We start from the raw sequence: 16310 nt of genomic DNA on the forward strand, positions 1-16310 counted from the left end.
ATGCCGGGCCGGTCCCCGCTTCGCCTGATCTTCATGGGATCGCCCGGCTTCGCCGTGCCGGTCCTGGACGCCTTGCTGGCCGCCGGCCACCAGGTGGCGGCCTGCTACAGCCAGCCGCCCAAGCCGGCCAACCGCGGGCAGCGCCTCAGCCCCTGCCCCGTGCATGCCCATGCCGAGGCGCTCGGCATACCCGTGTTGACCCCGCGCAGCCTGCGCGGGGCGGATGCCCAGGCCGAGTTCGCGGCGATCCGTGCGGATGCCGCCGTGGTGGCAGCCTACGGGTTGATCCTGCCGGCGGCGGTCCTGGCCGCGCCACGCCTGGGCTGCATCAACGTCCATGCCTCGCTGCTGCCGCGCTGGCGCGGCGCGGCACCGATCCAGCGCGCGATCCTGGCCGGCGATGCAGAGAGCGGCGTCACCATCATGCAGATGGATGCCGGGCTGGACACGGGCGCGATGCTGCTTGCCGGACGGGTTCCGATCAGGGCCACGACCACGGCCAGCACCCTGCACGATGCCCTGGCCGCGCTCGGCAGCCGCCTGATCGTCGAGGCGCTGGACGGGCTGGCGGCGGGCGCCATCCAGGCGGTGCCGCAGCCCACCGACGGCATCACCTATGCAGCCAAGCTCGACCGGGCCGAGGCGCGGATCGACTGGCGCGCCGACGCCGAGGCGATCGACCGCCAAGTGCGCGCCTTCGACCCCTGGCCCGGCACCTGGTTCGAGCTGGGGCCCGACCGCATCCGCGTGCTGGCGGGCGAGGTCGTGCCCGACCGGCAAGAGGCGCCCGGCACCGTGCTCGATACTCACCTGACCGTCGCCTGCGGCAGCCATGCCTATCGCCCGACGCGGGTGCAGCGGCCGGGCCGGGCGGCGACCGATACGGACGCCATGCTGCGCGGCTTCCCGATCGCGCCCGGGACCGTCCTGGCCGCGGCCTGACATGCCGCGCTTCCGGCTCCTGATCGAATATGATGGCGGCGGATTCGTCGGCTGGCAGCACCAGCGCAACGGCATGTCGGTGCAGGAGGCGATCGAGACCGCGATCGAGCGCCTGAGCGGCCAGAAGGTGCGTCTGCACGCCGCCGGCCGCACCGATGCCGGCGTCCACGCGCTGGGCCAGGTCGCCCATGTCGACCTCGAGCGGGCCTGGCCCGGCGATACCGTGCGCGATGCCTTGAACCACTTCCTGCGCCCCCACCCGGCCGCGATCCTGGAAGCCGGTATGGTCGATGACGGCTTCCACGCTCGCATCAGCGCGCGCCGCCGGTCTTATCTGTTTCGCCTGCTGGAGCGCCGGGCGCCGCCGATGGTGGACCGCGGCCGGGTCTGGCATGTCGGCCGGCCGCTCGACCTGGCGGCGATGCAGGCGGGCGCGCGGCAACTGGTCGGACGCCATGATTTTACCACCTTCCGCGCGGCAGAATGCCAGGCTCTGTCACCGGTCAAGACGCTCGACCGGCTGGCGGTCGCACGGGTCGGCGCGGAGATTCGGATCGAAGCGGACGCCCGGTCGTTTCTGCACCATCAGGTGCGCAACATGGTGGGCACGTTGAAGCTGGTCGGCGACGGCAAATGGACACCCGACGACGTGGGCAAGGCGCTCGCCCGTCGGCACCGTGCCGCCGGCGGACCGACCGCCCCGCCGGAAGGGCTGTACCTGGTTAGCGTCGGCTATCTGGATGACGGGACCGAATTATCGGTGAACCAGGAATAGATCTCCGACGACGAACGTTCGATAGATGTGCAACGAGGAGACCCTCGATGAACCGCCTTCTGAAGATCGCTGCTCCTGCTCTTGCCGCCATCGGCGTCCTCGCCGTGACGGCCCCTGCCGAGGCCCGCTGCTGGTACGACAGCTACGGCAACCAGATCTGCCGCCGTGGCCCGCCCCCGCCGCCGGTCTATTACGCGCCGCCGCCGCCGGTGTACTACGCACCGCCGCCGCGCTACTACGCCCCGCCGCCGCGCGCCTACTACGCGCCGCCGCCCCCGCGCTATTACGGGCCTTCCCGCCCGGTGGTGAACTTCGGCGTGACCTTCTAGTCACCCGAACGCGACGGGTCTTCGAACGGACGGGCGCCCCCAGGGGCGCCCGTTTCGCGTTCACCCGTCCACTTCAGCTATAGATCGACTGCGCTAGGCCGTTGATGACGATGCCGAGCGCCAGGTCCAGGAAGACGACCCCCGATGCGATCCACCCGCCGACGCCCAGGCCGACGCGGACGATGAACCACTCGTAGGCCAGCACCAGCATGGTGACGCCGAAGGCGATGCCCTGGGTGATGCCGTCCGGCAGAAGGTCGAGCGCCGCCAGCCCGGTCGCAGCCAGGAACAGGGTGACCTGGATCATGGCCGACCAGTTGAAGGCGGCGATGAAGGCCAGGTAGCGGTCGCGCCGGCCGATCGCCGCCGACAGGTAGACCATGGCCAGCGGAAAGGCGGCCCAGCTCGCGACGTAGCTGATCGCCTCGGTCACGAGCACGACGCCCGTGCCGCCGCGCGGCTCCACCGGCAGGTCGCGCAGCATCACCAGCAGCGCGAAGAACGGCAGCGCCAGCACGGCCGCGAAGAACGACTTCCAGAACGTGTCCAGCGAGCCATCGAACCGCGCCATGCCGGCCGGGTCGCGGCAGGCGAGCCGCCAGGCGCCGTCCAGCCAGTGGGCGATCTCGGCCGTCGAGGGGGTATGCACCGGGCCGGCCTATGCCGGCCGCGGAAAGTAGTTGTCGAGCACCTGGCGATAGATACGGGCCAGGCCGCGGATGTCGTCGCTGCGCTGGCGCTCGTTGATCTGGTGCATGGTCTCGCCAACGCCGCCGAACTCCACGACCGGGCAATAGGCCTGGATGAAGCGGGCGTCCGAGGTGCCGCCCGTCGTGCTCAGCTCCGGCCGGCGGCCGACGACGGCCTCGCAGGCATCCTGCACGAGGCCGCTCAGCAGACCCGGCTCGAACACGAAGGATTCGCCGCTGACCTTGATGTCCAGCTCAAAGCGCCCGCCGACGGCGTCCAGCCGCTCGCGGATGCGGCGGATCAGGGTCTGGCTGGTATGGGCATCGTTGAAGCGGATGTTGAAGACCGCGCGCGCCTCGGCCGGGATGACGTTGGTGGCCGGGTTGCCGACATCCACGGTGGCGACCTGCAGCGTCGAGGGCTCGAAATGGGCGGTGCCGTCGTCCAGCGGCTCTGCCGTCAGCGACGCCAGCATGCGCACCAGCCGGTGGATCGGGTTGTCGGCCAGATGCGGGTAGGCGACGTGACCCTGGACGCCGTGCACGGTCAGGTAGGCGTTCAGGCTGCCGCGCCGGCCGATCTTGATCATGTCGCCCAACGCCTTGGGGTTGGTCGGCTCGCCGACGATGCAGGCGTCCGGCACCTCGCCCGCCTCGGCCAGCGCCGCCAGCATCTTCTTGGTGCCGTTGACGGACGGGCCTTCCTCGTCGCCCGTGATCAGCAGGCTGATCGAGCCGCCGAAATCCGTCCCGCGCTCGGCCAGGAAACCGGCGGCGGCGGCCGCGAAGGCGGCGATGCCGCACTTCATGTCGGACGCCCCCCGGCCCCAGACCCAGCCGTCGCGCTCCTCGCCCGCGAACGGGTCGAAGCGCCACGAGTCCCGCTTGCCGACCGGCACCACGTCGGTATGGCCGGCGAACGAGAAGTGCGGCCGACCCTCGCCGATGCGGGCGAACAGGTTGTCGACGTCGGGCGTGCCCGGCTCGGAGAAGGGCATCCGCCGGCAGCGGAAGCCCAGCCCCTCAAGCTGGCCTTGCAAGGTATCGAGCACCCCGGCCTCGACCGGAGTCACGCTGGGGCAGCGGATCAACGCCTGGGTCAGCGCGACCGGGTCGAGGGTGAGGTTCATCGTCCCTGCCCGCTCAATCGCGCAGCAGGTCGTTGATCGAGGTCTTGGAGCGCGTGCGCTCGTCGACCCGCTTCACGATGACGACGCAGTAGAGGCTGGGGCCGGGGCTGCCGTCCGGGAACGGCTTGCCCGGCATCGAGCCCGGGACCACGACCGAGTAGGAAGGCACGCGGCCAAAGAATATCTCGCCCGTCGCACGGTCGACGATGCGCGTCGTGGCGCTGATGAAGCAGCCCATGGACAGGACCGAGCCGCGCTCGACAATGACGCCCTCGACCACTTCGCTGCGGGCGCCGATGAAGCAGTCGTCCTCGATGATGACCGGGTCGGCCTGGAGCGGCTCCAGCACGCCGCCGATGCCGACACCGCCCGAAAGGTGGCAATTCTTGCCGATCTGGGCGCAGGAGCCGACCGTGGCCCAGGTATCGACCATGGTGTTCTGGCCGACATGGGCGCCGACATTGACGAAGCTCGGCATCAGCACGGCACCCGGCGCGATATAGGCCGAGCGGCGGACGACGCAGTTCGGCACGGCGCGGAACCCGGCGTCGCGGAAGCGGTTCTCCCCCCAGCCGGCGAACTTGGACGGCACCTTGTCGAACCAGGGCGACGGACCGCGCTCGGGGTCGGTCGGGCCGCCCGGGACCGGCACCATGTCGTTCAGACGGAAGGACAGCAGAACCGCCTTCTTCAGCCACTGGTGCACCCGCCACTTGCCGTCCTGCTGGTCGGCCACGCGGGCGGTGCCGTTGTCGAGTGCTTCCAATGCAGCTTCCACGGCGTCGCGGACGTCGCCCTGGGTGCTGGTCGAGAGCTCGGCACGACGCTCCCAGGCGTCGTCGATGACGGGTTGCAGGCGGTCGAGTTCCATCGCTTCAGGGCCTTCCGGCGGGCGGTTCGGGGGGAGGTCGGAGGCGCCGACATTGGCCGCGCCGCGACGGCCCTGTCAACACGGGCGCGCCATGGTCGGCCGGGTCTTGCCGGAATGCCATATAAAGCGAGCCCGTGGCGATGCTATACTACCGGTAGTCAATCAAACGGCGGCCGCAGCGCGGGCGGCCGCCCCGAACAAGGGGAAATGCGATGGCGGTGCTGGTATTGACCGAAGGCAACGACGTCCAGGTCGGGACCGACCTGGCCGACCTGATCCAGGGCCTGGGCGGCGACGACAACCTGAACGGCGCCGGCGGCAACGACACGCTGGACGGCGGCACCGGCAACGACGCGCTGATCGGGCTCGGCGGCGACGACCTCCTCTTCGGCAGCCAGGGGTTCGACCTGCTCTATGGGTCGGCCGGCAACGACACCGCCTATGCCGGGCAGGGCGACGACCAGGCCTATGGCGGCAACGGCAACGACCAGATCTATGGCAATGACGGCAACGATTCGCTGCGCGGGGATGCCGGCGGCGACCTGATGAACGGCAATCGCGGCGTCGACACGGTCGAGGGCGGCGAGGGCAACGACACCATCAATGGCGGCGGCGAGAACGACCTGCTGCTGGGCCAGGGCGGCAACGACACGCTGTTCGGCGATGTCGGCAACGACACCGCCGAGGGCGGCGACGGTAGCGACGTGATCTACGGCAATACCGGCAACGACCTGCTGGTCGGCGGCACCGGCAACGACACGCTGAGCGGCGGCAAGGACGACGACATCGTGCTGGGCAATGCCGGCGCCGACGTGCTGGCGGGCGAGATCGGCAACGACACGCTGACTGGCGGCGCCGGCGACGACATCTTCGTCTTCTCCCCCGGCGACGACCAGGACCGCGTCACCGACTTCTCGGCGGGCGAGGACCTGGTCGACCTGTCGGAGTTCGGCTTCGCCGGCTTCAACGCGCTGCTGTCGGCGGCCACGCTGACCAGCACGGCCGGGTCCATCACCGTCGACTTCGGCAGCGGCGACGTGCTGACCGTGTCGGGCATCAACCAGTTGTCCGAGGACTACTTCATCCTCTGAGCACGGTCAGGGCCGGGCCCGGCGGGCTCGGCCCCCCTCTCGGCTGCTACTGCGTGCGCGAGCAGGCCGTCGCCTGGTAGGGGTTGGCCTTGTTCTCGATGTAGTACTGGTAGCCCACGCGCAGTTGAACCTGGGCCAGATTGTTGATCGAAACGGGGTTGCCGCTGCACTCGACGATCGGGTCCCCGCCGATGCGCACCCGGATCAGTCCGAACGTGGTGAAGTCCGCGCAGCGTTCCTGCCCGATCGACACATAGTCGCCAGCGCCGACCTGGACACGGAACGGGCGGAACTCCAGGTTCATGACGTCTATGCAGAGCCGGTAGGCGGCGGATGCGGACGCCGAAAACGAGCCAAGGCCGCAGACGACCGCCACCGCCAAAATCCCATGACGCATTGCTGCCACTCCTGTCGATCCCATGGCCGATCGGCCCGAGCTACGCCGAGCCTAGGCACAATCCGCCGCTTCCGGAAGCCCGGTTCGCCGGGCGGGGTCCGCGAAGGCTAGAGCAGCGTGCCCTGGACCGGGGCCGGGGGCCGGGCCGGCCCTTCGCGCTCGGCCTGGACCGCCACGTCGCCGTCGGCAAAGCGCAGGTGCAGCCGCTGGCCGGCGCGGGTTTCGCCCTTGCGGGTGACCGGGTGGCCGGCCGCGTCCTGCACCAGCACGAAGCCGCGCTCCAGCACGCGCTCGTAGGACAGGCCGTCCAGCATGCGACCGCGCAGCGCTAGGTTGTCCGCCGCGCGCGCCAGGCGCGCCGCCGCGGCCGCCCGCAACCGCTCTCCCAGGGCCACCGCGTCGCGCTCGCCGCGGCCGATCGCCTGGCGCAGGCCGCGATCGTCGAGACGGATGGCCACGCGCTCCAGGGCCGTGCCGTGGCCGCGCACCGCGTGGGCGGCCGCCCGCGCCAGGCGGTCGCCCAGATGGGCCGTGCGCGTGGCGGCGTCGCGCACCACCTCGCGGGGGTGGCGCAGGCGGGCGGCCAGCCCGTCGAGCCGGCCGGCGCGGTCGGGCACCAGCTTGGCGGCCGCATTGGCCAACCGCTCGGTGCGATCGTCCAGGAACTGTTCCTTGGTGCGCAGCAGGGCGACCGGGTCGGGCAGGCCGCGGCTCAGCCCCTCGACCTCGGCCCGCGCATGACGCAGGCGCGCCGTCAGCGCCTGCCAGGCGCGCCCGCCGGCATCGCCGATGCGCTGGATCAGTTCGGCCCGCACCGGCACCGCCAGTTCGGCCGCCGCCGTCGGGGTGGGGGCTCGCACGTCGGACGCGAAGTCGATCAGGGTCGTGTCTGTTTCGTGCCCGACCGCCGAGATGAGGGGGATCGCCGATTCCGCGGCGGCGCGCACCACCACTTCCTCGTTGAAGGCCCAGAGATCCTCCAGGCTGCCGCCGCCGCGGGCGACGATCAGCAGGTCGGGCCGCGGCACCCGGCCGCCTTCCGGCAGCGCGTTGAAGCCGCGGATCGCGGCCGCCACCTGGGCGGCCGCCGTCTCGCCCTGGACGGCGACGGGCCAGACCAGGACATGGCGCGGAAAGCGGTCGGCCAGCCGGTGCAGGATGTCGCGGATGACCGCCCCGGTGGGCGAGGTCACGACACCGATGACGCGTGGCAGGAAGGGCAGCCGACGCTTGCGCTCGGGGTCGAACAGCCCCTCGGCCAGCAGCTTGCGGCGCCGATCCTCCAGCAGCTTCAGGAGCGCGCCTTCGCCCGCCAGCTCCAGCGATTCGACGACGATCTGGTACTTGGAGCGGCCGGGATAGGTGGTCAGGCGGCCGGTCGCCACGACCTCCATGCCGTCCTCCGGGCGGATCGACAGGCGCCCGGCCTGGCCGCGCCAGCACACGCCGTCGATCAGCGCATCGGCATCCTTCAGCGCGAAATAGAGATGGCCCGAGCTGTGCCGCTTGAAGCCGCTGATCTCTCCGCGGACGCGGACATAGCTGAACTGCTCCTCGATGCTGCGCTTCAGCTGCTGCGACAGTTCGCCGACGGAGAGTTCCGGAAGGTTGCCGCGGAGGGCGTTCTCGCTCATGCCGCCCATGCTACAAGGGCGGCCGCCGCACTGCCACCCACGGGGAAAGGAAACGCCCAGCCATGCGCCTTCTTGTCGTCGGATCGGGTGGCCGCGAGCACGCGCTGTGCTGGGCCATCGCCGCCTCGCCGCTGTGCGACGCGCTCTATTGCGCGCCCGGCAATGCCGGCATCGCCGAGGTCGCCACCTGCCTGCCGGTCGACCTGGACGACCTCGACGCCATCGTCGGCCTGGCCCGGGCCGAGCGCATCGACTTCGTCGTCGTCGGGCCGGAGGCGCCCCTGGTGGCGGGCCTGGTCGACCGGCTGGAGGCGGCCGGCATCAAGACCTTCGGCCCCAGCAAGGCGGCCGCCGCCCTGGAAGGCTCCAAGGCCTTCATGAAGGATTTCTGCGCTCGCCACGCCATCCCGACCGCCAGTTATGCGCGCTTCACCGACGCCGCGGCGGCGCGCGCCCATGTCCGCGCCACCGGCGCGCCGATCGTGGTCAAGACCGACGGGCTGGCCGCCGGCAAGGGCGTCACCGTGGCCACCACGGTCGAGGAGGCGATCGCGGCCATCGACGCCGCCATGGTGGACGGAGCCTTCGGCGCAGCCGGCAGCGAGCTGGTGATCGAGGAGTTCATGGCGGGCGAGGAAGCCAGCTTCTTCGTCCTCTGCGACGGCCGCAACATCGTGCCGTTCGGCGGCGCCCAGGACCACAAGGCAGTGGGCGACGGCGACACCGGCCCCAACACCGGCGGCATGGGCGCCTATTCGCCGGCCCCCATCTTCGACGCCGCGGCCGAGCGCCGGGTGATGGACGAGATCGTCCGCCCGACCATCGCCGGCATGGCGGCCGAGGGCCGGCCCTTCAAGGGCGTGCTGTTCGTCGGGCTGATGATGACAGCGACGGGGCCGCGGCTGGTGGAGTTCAACGTCCGCTTCGGCGACCCGGAATGCCAGGTGCTGATGCGCCGGCTGATGTCGGACCTGGTGCCGGCGCTGCTGGCATCGGCCGACGGCGTGCTGGATGGGTTCGACCTGCGCTGGTACGACGAAACCGCCCTGGCCGTGGTGATGGCGACGCGCGGCTACCCCGGAAAATATCCCAAGGACACGCCGATCGCCGGGCTGGACCGGGCCGCCGCAATCGAGGACGTGATCGTCTTCCACGCCGCCACCCATCGCGACGGCGACCGCATCCTGTCGAACGGCGGCCGGGTGCTGGCGGTGACCGCGATGGGTGCGACGGTGGCCGAGGCCCAGCGCCTGGCCTATGCCGGGGTCGATGCCATCGACTGGCCGGGCGGGTTCTGCCGCCGCGACATCGGCTGGCGGGCCGTTGCCCGCGAGGGCTGAGCTAAAGCATCGTCTCGATCACCCGGTCGGGCGGGCGGTGGCCGTCGACGAAGGTCTTCACGTTCACGATCACCTTCTCGCCCATGGCGATGCGGCCCTCGAGCGTGGCCGAGCCCATGTGCGGCAGCAGCACGACATTGTCGAGCCGCAGCAGGCGCGGGTTGACCGCCGGCTCGTGCTCGAAGACATCGAGCCCGGCGCCGGCCAGCTCGCGCGCCGCCAGCATGCGGGCCAGGGCGGCCTCGTCGATCACCTCGCCGCGGGCGGTGTTCACCAGGAAGGCATGCGGCTGGATCAGCTTCAGCCGGCGCGCCGACAACAGATGGTAGGTGGCGGGCGTATGCGGGCAATTGACCGACAGCACGTCCATGCGCGCCAGCATCTGGTCCAGGCTCTCCCACCAGGTCGCCTCCAGTTCGGCCTCCACCTCGGGATGGACGCGGCGGCGATTGTGGTAGTGGATCGACATGCCGAAGCCGCGCGCGCGGCGCGCCAGGGCCTGGCCGATGCGGCCCATGCCGATGATGCCAAGGCGCCGCCCGCCCAGGCGCCGGCCCAGCATGAAGGTCGGCCCCCAGCCCTGCCACTTGCCCGACCGCACCATGCGCTCGCCCTCGGTCAGGCGGCGGGCGACGGCCAGGACCAGCGCCATCGCCATGTCGGCCGTGTCCTCGGTCAGCACCCCCGGCGTGTTGGTGACGGTGATGCCGCGGGCGCGCGCCGCCTGCAGGTCGATATGGTCGACGCCGGTGCCGAACGACGCGATCAGCTTCAGGTCCGGCCCGGCGGCCGCCAGCACGCCCGCATCGATGCGGTCGGTCACGGTCGGCACCAGCACGTCGCAATGGGCCACGGCCGCGATCAGGGCGGCCTCGTCCATCGGCTGGTCGTCGATGTTCAGGCGGGCATCGAAGAGCTCCATCATCCGCGTCTCGACCATGTCGGGCAGCTTGCGGGTGACGACGACGAGGGGCTTCTTCGCGCGGGCGGACATGAACATTCTCTATCAGGATGGCGACTGACCGACGGGGTGATCCCCAAGGGGTGGGGTATCCTTACCTTGACCCGATTCGGCAGTGGAGGCTAACGCATCACGATGGTGGCTTTGGGGGTCCGCAGGCTGCGCGAAGCGGTCGGTTCGGCAGTCGTGGCGGGGATCGTCGCGGCCGTGCTGTCGTGCGCGTCGCAGCCGGCGGCGGCGGCCGAGGATACCAACCTGCCGATCCCGCGCTTCGTCACGCTGCGCTCGGAAGAGGCCAACGCCCGCACCGGCCCCGGCACGCAATACCCGATCGAGTGGCGCTTCATGCGCCGCGGCATGCCCGTCGAGATCACCGCCCAGTTCAGCCAGTGGCGCAAAATCCGCGACTGGCAGGGGGCCGAGGGCTGGGTGCACCAGAGCCTGGTGTCCGGCCGCCGCGCCATCGTCGTCACCGGCATCCCGCGCATCCTGCGCCGGCGCGCCGCCGACGACGCCTCGCCAGTGGCCCAGGTCGAGGCCGGCGTCATCGGCCGGCTGATGGAATGCGACCCGGGCTGGTGCCGGATGGAGGTCCAGGGCTATCGCGGCTGGTTGAAGCGCACCGAGTTCTGGGGCGTCTATCCCGGCGAGAAGGTCGAGTAGGCACGCACGGGCGGCAGCTCTCCTACTCCGCCCGCAGCATCGTCCTGACCGTATCCAGGAACGCCCGGATCACCCGCCCGTCGGCCCGCTCGCGCAGGATGACGACGTGGGCGTAGGTGAAGATCTGCGCATCGGCGATGGCGACACGGTGCAGCACCGGGTCGGGCACGAACTCCGCCGCTGACACATAGCCGATGCCGAGCCCATGGATCACCGCCTCGCGGATCGCCTCGCGGCTGCCGATCTCGACCACGATCCTGGGTTCGACGCCGGCCGCGCGCATCGCCTCCTCGAAGGCGCGACGCGTGGTCGATCCCTTCTCGCGCACGATCATGCGCTGGCCGTGCAGGTCGGCCAGCGCGATCGCCGTGCGCGATGCGAAGGGATGGTCGGTGCGGGTGAAGACCACCACGGGGTGGCGACGATAGGGCACGGCCAGCAGGGCCGGGTCGTCGTCGATATGGGCCAGGACGGCCACGTCGGTGCGATAGTCCCGCAGGTCCTGCAGGGCCTGGGTCGAGTTGCCGATGGCGACGCTGAGCTCGATCCCGGGATAGCGCCGGCTGAAGGCCGCCAGCATCTCGGTCACGTGATAGGGGCCGACGGCGCCGACGCGGAGCTGGCCCAGCCGCAGCTCGCGCGACTGCTGGAGGAATTCCAGCGCCTCGCGCTCCTCGCTGAACATCCGCGTCGTGATCGCCAGCAAGTCGCGGCCGGTCGGCGTCAGCTCGGCCCGGCGGTTGCGGCGATGGAATAGGCGCACGCCGAATTCCGCCTCCAGCGTGGCGATCTGCGCGGTCAGCGTCGGCTGGCTGACGCCCAGTTGCTCGGCCGCGGCCGTGAAGCCGCCCGCCCGCGCCACCGCATGGAAGGATCGCAGGCTCGTGTAACGCATAGGTAATTTCTATGGATCATGATGGAAAAATCAATTGGCGCTGGCATGGCCGATTGGGCGAGCCTTTTCATGCAGTGCCCGTCGATCCAAAGAAACGGGCATGCGGGTAGCGGAGGAACGATGCGCTGGTCCTACCAGAACCCCGTCCGCGTCGAGTTCGGCGTGGGCACCCTCGACCGCGTGGCCCCGGCCATCGCCGGCCGCCCCTGGGCGCTCGTGACCTACGGCATGGACCTGTTCCGTGACATGGGCGCCCGCATCGCCCGCGCGGCCGGCCCGCCGGTCGTGATCATCGACGACGTAGCGGCCAATCCCGACTTCGCCGACCTGGACGGCACCTGCCGGCGGTTCTCGGCCGCGGCGGCGACCGGGGTGATCGTGGCGCTGGGCGGCGGCTCGGTGATCGATGCGGCCAAGGTGCTGGCGGCGGCCGACGGCGACTTCGCGGCCGTGCGCGACCACTTGGTGGACGGCGTGCCGCTCGACCCCGCGCGCATCCTGCCGATCCTGGCCGTGCCGACGACGGCGGGCACCGGCAGCGAGGTGACTTCGTGGGCGACGGTGTGGGATGCGGCCGGCGGCCGGAAATACTCGATCGCCCATCCCAGGCTCTATCCCGAGGCGGCCATCGTCGACCCCGCCCTGACGCTGGCCGCCCCGCGCGGGCTGACGCTCGCGACCGGGCTCGACGCGCTGTCCCACGCGCTGGAAAGCCTGTGGAACGTCAACGCCAACCCGGTCTCGGCGGAGTTCGCGATCGCGGCCGCGCGCGAGGTGCTGGCGGTCCTGCCGCGCCTGGTCGACCGGCTGGACGACATCGAGCTGCGCTCGCGCCAGTCGCATGCGGCATTGCTGGCGGGGCTCGCCTTCTCCAACACCAAGACCGCGCTGGCGCACAACATCTCCTACGACGTCACGCTGCGCCACGGCACCGCGCATGGCATCGCCTGCTCGTTCAGCCTGCCGCAGGTGATGCGCTGGGCGATCGGCCAGGACGGCGCCTGCGACGCCCGCCTGGCGGCGATCTTCGGGCCGGATCTGGCGGCCGGCGCCGACCGGCTGGAGCGGTTCCTGGAGGATCTGGGCGTGCCGACCGATCCCGCCGCCCACGGGCTGGATGCGGGCGAATGGCACCGCCTGGTCGACAAGGCCTTCGCCGGCGAGCGCGGCCGCAACTTCATCGGGAGGCGGGCACTGGCCGCCGAATAGCGGCCCCCTCTCCTGCAGCACGCCCGAAGACGACCCAAGCCGCCCGCAGTGGCGGCAGGCCAAAGCCATAACGACACCCAAGGGAGCGAAACATGACCAGCATCACGCGGAGAGGATTTCTCCAGGCAGGCAGCATGCTGTCGGCCGCCGCCATCCTGCCCATCGCGGCCGCGCCGGCCTTCGCCCAAATCAACGTGCTGCGCGTCGGGCTGATCCCGTCGGAGGATTCGCGCGCGATGCTGGAGGCCAGCAAGCAGTTGCTGGCCGCCATCGAGAAGAACCTCGGCATGAAGGTGCAGGGGTTCGTGGCCACCGACTACAACGGCGTCATCGAGGCGATGCGCGCGGGCCATGTCGAGGTCGCCTATCTCGGCCCCTTCTCCTACGTGCTGGGCACGACGGTGGCGGCGATCGAGGCCTTCTGCACGGCCGAGACGGCCAAGGCGGGCCGCACCTACTATCACAGCCAGATCATCACCCTGAAGGAGAGCGGCATCCAGACGCTGGCCGATCTGCGCGGCCGCACCTTCGCCTTCGTCGACCCCTCCTCCACCTCGGGCCACCTCTTCCCCAAGGCCGGGCTGATCCGCGAGGGCATCGACCCCGACCGGTTCTTCGGCCGCGTGCTCTTCACCGGCTCGCACGACGCCAACGCGCTGGCCGTCGCCAACAAGCGGGTGGATGCGGCCACCATCGCCGACCGCATCTTCGACGCCGCCGTCGCCAAGAAGCTGATCGACCCGGAGAAGGTGCATGTCGTGTGGCGCTCGGGCCCGATCCCGGAATCGCCCACCGTCTGGCGGCGCAACCTGCCGGACGAGTTGAAGCAGCGGATCCGCAAGGCCTTCCTCGACATCCGCGACATCACCTGGGCCGACCAGGGCAAGCTCAACCGCTTCGTCGAGACCAACGACGCGGCCTACGACGTCATCCGCGAGACCGCCAAGGTGCTGAACCTCGACCTTTCGAAGATGAAGTGAGGCTGCGGCCTCGGAGCCGGCCGGCGCGGGAGGGCAGTCGATGATCGAGATCAAGGGCCTCGCCAAATCCTATGGCGATCGCCGGGTGCTGAAGCAGGTGGACCTGTCGGTCCGGGCCGGCGAGTTCCTCGTCGTGCTGGGGCCGAGCGGTGCCGGCAAGTCGACGCTGCTGCGCTGCGTCAACGGGCTGGTCAAGTCCGACCGAGGAGAGATCGCGATAGACGGCCGCACCGTGCGCACGGCCGACCTCGGCCGGCGCGAGGAGCGGCGGCCGACGGCGATGATCTTCCAGCACCACAACCTGGTGAAGCGCCTCAGCGTGCTGAAGAACGTCCTGGTCGGGCGGATGGCCGGCATGTCGTCGCTGATGGCGCTGTTCCAGCTCTTCCCCGCCCGCGACGTGGAGCAGGCGCTGGCCTGCCTGCGCCGGGTCGAGCTGGAGCACAAGGCGCAGGTGCGCGGCGACCAGATCTCGGGCGGGGAGCAGCAGCGGGTCGGCATCGCGCGCGCCCTGGCGCAGGAGCCGGCCGTCATCCTGGCCGACGAGCCGGTGGCCAGCCTCGACCCCAAGACCGCGCGGATCGTGCTGGGCTACCTGAAGCGCATCTGCAAGGAGACCGACATCGCGGTCATCTGCAACCTCCACCAGGTCGACTATGCGGTGGAGTTCGGCGAACGCGTGGTCGGCCTGTCGGACGGGGCGGTCGTGTTCGACGGCCCGCCCGACCGCCTGTCGACCGAGATCGTCCACCGCATCTATCCGGGCCTGGAGGATCCGGGCATCGCCCGCGTCCTGCGGTTCCAGGGCGGCAGCCACGCCGCCGCCGACCAGCCGCTCGCGGCCGGCGCCTGAGGGGGGATCCAAGCGATGTCCATGACCCGACAGACCTTCCTGATGAACCCGCCCAGCGGCCGCTTCGGCTGGGGCACCACCTGGCTATGGGCGATCGGCGCCGTCCTCTTCCTCGGCTGGTCGGCCGACGGCGCCCAGATCAGCGTGCACAACCTGGCGATGGGCGTTCCCTACATGTGGGACTTCCTGACCCGCATGCTGCCGCCCAATTGGGCCTTCATCGAGCGGCTGTGGGCGCCGGCGCTGGAAAGCCTGCAGGTCGCCGTCTGGGGCACCATCCTGGGCGTGGCGCTCGCCCTGCCGGTCTGCTTCTTCGCCGCCCGCAACCTGTCGCCGCACCCCATCGTCTTCCAGACGATGCGCCAGATCCTGAATGCCATGCGCGGCATCAACGAGATCATCCTGGCGCTAATCTTCGTGGCCGCCATCGGCCTCGGCCCCTTCGCGGGCGTGCTGGCCCTGGCCGTCCATGGTGCCGGCATGCTGGGCAAGTTCTTCGCCGAGGCGATCGAGGACATCGACGAAGGGCCGCTGGAGGCCTTCCGCTCGGCCGGCGTCGGGCGCTTCAAGATGATCCTGTTCGGCGTGCTGCCGCAGGTCCTGCCGGCCTGGCTCGGCACGATCTTCTACCGGCTGGAGACGAATGTCCGCCAGGCGACCGTGCTGGGCATGGTGGGTGCCGGCGGCATCGGCTTCGAACTCGTCTCCAGCATGAAGCTCTTCAAGTACCAGGACACCGCCATGTGCATCCTGGTGATCCTGACGCTCGTGCTGCTGGCCGACTTCTTCTCGTCGCGGGTGCGCGCGATGATCCGCTGAGGGCCTAGCGGCCGCGGTCCAGCACCGCGGCCAGCAGGGTCATCTCGTCGCTGCCGGGCGGCAGCCCGGCCAGCAGCGGCTTCAGCCGGCCGTCCAGCATCAGCATGGAAAAGCCGTGCACCAGCGACCAGGCGGCCGCGATGTCGGCCAGCTGGGCCACGGTCAGGGACCGCTCGCCGGGTGCGGCCGCCTCGCCGCCGACCGTGCCGGACAGCACCGCGAACGCCGCGAAGAGTGCCGTCCGCAGGGCCGGGCGGGTCATGTCCAGCCGCTCGCCCCGGAACATGAGCTGGAACAGGCCGGGATGGGTCCGCGCGAACTCCACATAGCCCTGTCCGATGGCGGCGGCCCGGCGGGCGGGTTCGGGCGCCGCCTCCAGCCGCGCCAGCATGCCGGCGCGGAAGCGCTCGAATCCCAGCGCCGCCAGGTCGCTGAGGAGCCCCGACAGGTCGCCGAAATGGTTCTTGGGGGCGGCGTGGGACACGCCCGCCTCGCGCGCGGCCGCGCGCAGCGTCAGGCCTTGGATGCCGTCCCGCTCCAGGATGCCCTCGGCCGCCTGCAGCAGTGCCTGGCGCAGGGACCCGTGGTGATAGGCGCCGGGGGGCTTGCCAGGCGTGGCCTTGGTCGCGCTCGCCATCGGTGTTGGCCTCAATATTGACGACGTAAATATTTTCTTGACCGCCAGCCCTGCCGGCCCTAGTCATATTTCCATCGTAAACATATCCGCAGGGA

Annotated in this window: 18 protein-coding genes; 10 read left to right on the top strand and 8 right to left on the bottom strand. The window is 70.6% G+C overall.

Annotation, left to right across the window (positions count from 1 at the left end):
* Genes fmt through STVA_RS22080 form a run of 3 tightly spaced genes read left to right on the top strand, consistent with a single transcriptional unit; the run spans position 1 to position 2046 of the window.
* The gene (gene fmt, locus STVA_RS22070; RefSeq protein ID WP_123692151.1) at positions 1 to 942 is read left to right on the top strand and encodes a methionyl-tRNA formyltransferase; all 942 of its coding nucleotides are present in this window, start codon (positions 1 to 3) and stop codon (positions 940 to 942) included.
* Between the two features lies 1 nt (position 943).
* Complete coding sequence (gene truA / locus STVA_RS22075; RefSeq protein WP_123692153.1) at positions 944 to 1717, top strand: tRNA pseudouridine(38-40) synthase TruA; 774 nt, start codon at positions 944 to 946, stop codon at positions 1715 to 1717.
* Between the two features lie 47 nt (positions 1718 to 1764).
* A complete protein-coding gene (locus tag STVA_RS22080; RefSeq protein ID WP_123692155.1) occupies positions 1765 to 2046 on the top strand; it encodes a hypothetical protein in 282 nt (93 codons plus the stop codon).
* A gap of 73 nt (positions 2047 to 2119) precedes the next feature.
* Here the strand turns inward: STVA_RS22080 and STVA_RS22085 are convergent, their stop codons facing one another.
* The 3 genes from STVA_RS22085 to dapD are packed head-to-tail and all read right to left on the bottom strand — an operon-like array spanning position 2120 to position 4736.
* On the bottom strand, positions 2120 to 2695 hold the full coding sequence (locus tag STVA_RS22085) for a hypothetical protein (RefSeq protein WP_123692157.1): 576 nt from the start codon (positions 2693 to 2695) through the stop codon (positions 2120 to 2122).
* Positions 2696 to 2704: 9 nt separating this feature from the next.
* A complete protein-coding gene (gene dapE, locus STVA_RS22090; protein ID WP_123692159.1) occupies positions 2705 to 3865 on the bottom strand; it encodes a succinyl-diaminopimelate desuccinylase in 1161 nt (386 codons plus the stop codon).
* A gap of 13 nt (positions 3866 to 3878) precedes the next feature.
* Positions 3879 to 4736 carry a 2,3,4,5-tetrahydropyridine-2,6-dicarboxylate N-succinyltransferase gene (gene dapD, locus STVA_RS22095; protein WP_123692161.1) on the bottom strand — a complete coding sequence of 286 codons (858 nt, stop codon included), beginning with the start codon at positions 4734 to 4736 and terminating at the stop codon, positions 3879 to 3881.
* Positions 4737 to 4948: 212 nt separating this feature from the next.
* Between dapD and STVA_RS22100 the strand changes: the two genes are divergently transcribed.
* Positions 4949 to 5827 carry a calcium-binding protein gene (locus STVA_RS22100; RefSeq protein WP_123692163.1) on the top strand — a complete coding sequence of 293 codons (879 nt, stop codon included), beginning with the start codon at positions 4949 to 4951 and terminating at the stop codon, positions 5825 to 5827.
* Positions 5828 to 5873: 46 nt separating this feature from the next.
* Here the strand turns inward: STVA_RS22100 and STVA_RS22105 are convergent, their stop codons facing one another.
* Positions 5874 to 6131 carry a hypothetical protein gene (locus STVA_RS22105; protein WP_142235857.1) on the bottom strand — a complete coding sequence of 86 codons (258 nt, stop codon included), beginning with the start codon at positions 6129 to 6131 and terminating at the stop codon, positions 5874 to 5876.
* A 200-nt stretch (positions 6132 to 6331) separates the two neighbouring features.
* Positions 6332 to 7858 (bottom strand): exodeoxyribonuclease VII large subunit, encoded by a 1527-nt coding sequence (xseA, locus tag STVA_RS22110; RefSeq protein WP_123692897.1) that lies wholly within the window; start codon positions 7856 to 7858, stop codon positions 6332 to 6334.
* 62 nt (positions 7859 to 7920) lie between these two features.
* Here xseA and purD point away from each other — a divergent pair, with 62 nt between their 5' ends.
* Positions 7921 to 9198 carry a phosphoribosylamine--glycine ligase gene (gene purD / locus STVA_RS22115; RefSeq protein ID WP_123692167.1) on the top strand — a complete coding sequence of 426 codons (1278 nt, stop codon included), beginning with the start codon at positions 7921 to 7923 and terminating at the stop codon, positions 9196 to 9198.
* Between the two features lies 1 nt (position 9199).
* Here purD and STVA_RS22120 read toward each other — a convergent pair whose 3' ends face one another.
* Positions 9200 to 10192 (bottom strand): 2-hydroxyacid dehydrogenase, encoded by a 993-nt coding sequence (locus tag STVA_RS22120; RefSeq protein ID WP_123692899.1) that lies wholly within the window; start codon positions 10190 to 10192, stop codon positions 9200 to 9202.
* Between the two features lie 153 nt (positions 10193 to 10345).
* On the opposite strand from STVA_RS22120, the gene STVA_RS22125 reads away from it, so the two are divergent.
* The gene (locus STVA_RS22125; RefSeq protein WP_245978406.1) at positions 10346 to 10822 is read left to right on the top strand and encodes an SH3 domain-containing protein; all 477 of its coding nucleotides are present in this window, start codon (positions 10346 to 10348) and stop codon (positions 10820 to 10822) included.
* Between the two features lie 22 nt (positions 10823 to 10844).
* Here STVA_RS22125 and STVA_RS22130 read toward each other — a convergent pair whose 3' ends face one another.
* Positions 10845 to 11717, bottom strand: coding sequence for a LysR substrate-binding domain-containing protein (locus tag STVA_RS22130; protein WP_123692171.1), 873 nt, complete (start codon positions 11715 to 11717; stop codon positions 10845 to 10847).
* A gap of 120 nt (positions 11718 to 11837) precedes the next feature.
* Here STVA_RS22130 and psrA point away from each other — a divergent pair, with 120 nt between their 5' ends.
* The 4 genes from psrA (at position 11838) to phnE (ending at position 15578) form a co-directional block, all read left to right on the top strand.
* The gene (psrA, locus tag STVA_RS22135) at positions 11838 to 12926 is read left to right on the top strand and encodes an iron-containing alcohol dehydrogenase PsrA (RefSeq protein ID WP_123692173.1); all 1089 of its coding nucleotides are present in this window, start codon (positions 11838 to 11840) and stop codon (positions 12924 to 12926) included.
* A gap of 92 nt (positions 12927 to 13018) precedes the next feature.
* Positions 13019 to 13906: a phosphate/phosphite/phosphonate ABC transporter substrate-binding protein gene (locus STVA_RS22140; protein WP_123692175.1), complete on the top strand. Its 888-nt coding sequence runs from the start codon at positions 13019 to 13021 to the stop codon at positions 13904 to 13906.
* Positions 13907 to 13946: 40 nt separating this feature from the next.
* A complete protein-coding gene (gene phnC / locus STVA_RS22145) occupies positions 13947 to 14759 on the top strand; it encodes a phosphonate ABC transporter ATP-binding protein (RefSeq protein WP_123692177.1) in 813 nt (270 codons plus the stop codon).
* Positions 14760 to 14774: 15 nt separating this feature from the next.
* A complete protein-coding gene (phnE, locus tag STVA_RS22150; protein WP_197735709.1) occupies positions 14775 to 15578 on the top strand; it encodes a phosphonate ABC transporter, permease protein PhnE in 804 nt (267 codons plus the stop codon).
* Positions 15579 to 15582: 4 nt separating this feature from the next.
* Here the strand turns inward: phnE and STVA_RS22155 are convergent, their stop codons facing one another.
* Positions 15583 to 16215 (bottom strand): TetR/AcrR family transcriptional regulator, encoded by a 633-nt coding sequence (locus STVA_RS22155; RefSeq protein WP_123692179.1) that lies wholly within the window; start codon positions 16213 to 16215, stop codon positions 15583 to 15585.
* Positions 16216 to 16310: the final 95 nt, after the last annotated feature.

Origin of the sequence: Stella humosa, from assembly GCF_006738645.1 — a bacterium.
Taxonomy (GTDB): Bacteria; Pseudomonadota; Alphaproteobacteria; order ATCC43930; family Allostellaceae; genus Allostella; species Allostella humosa.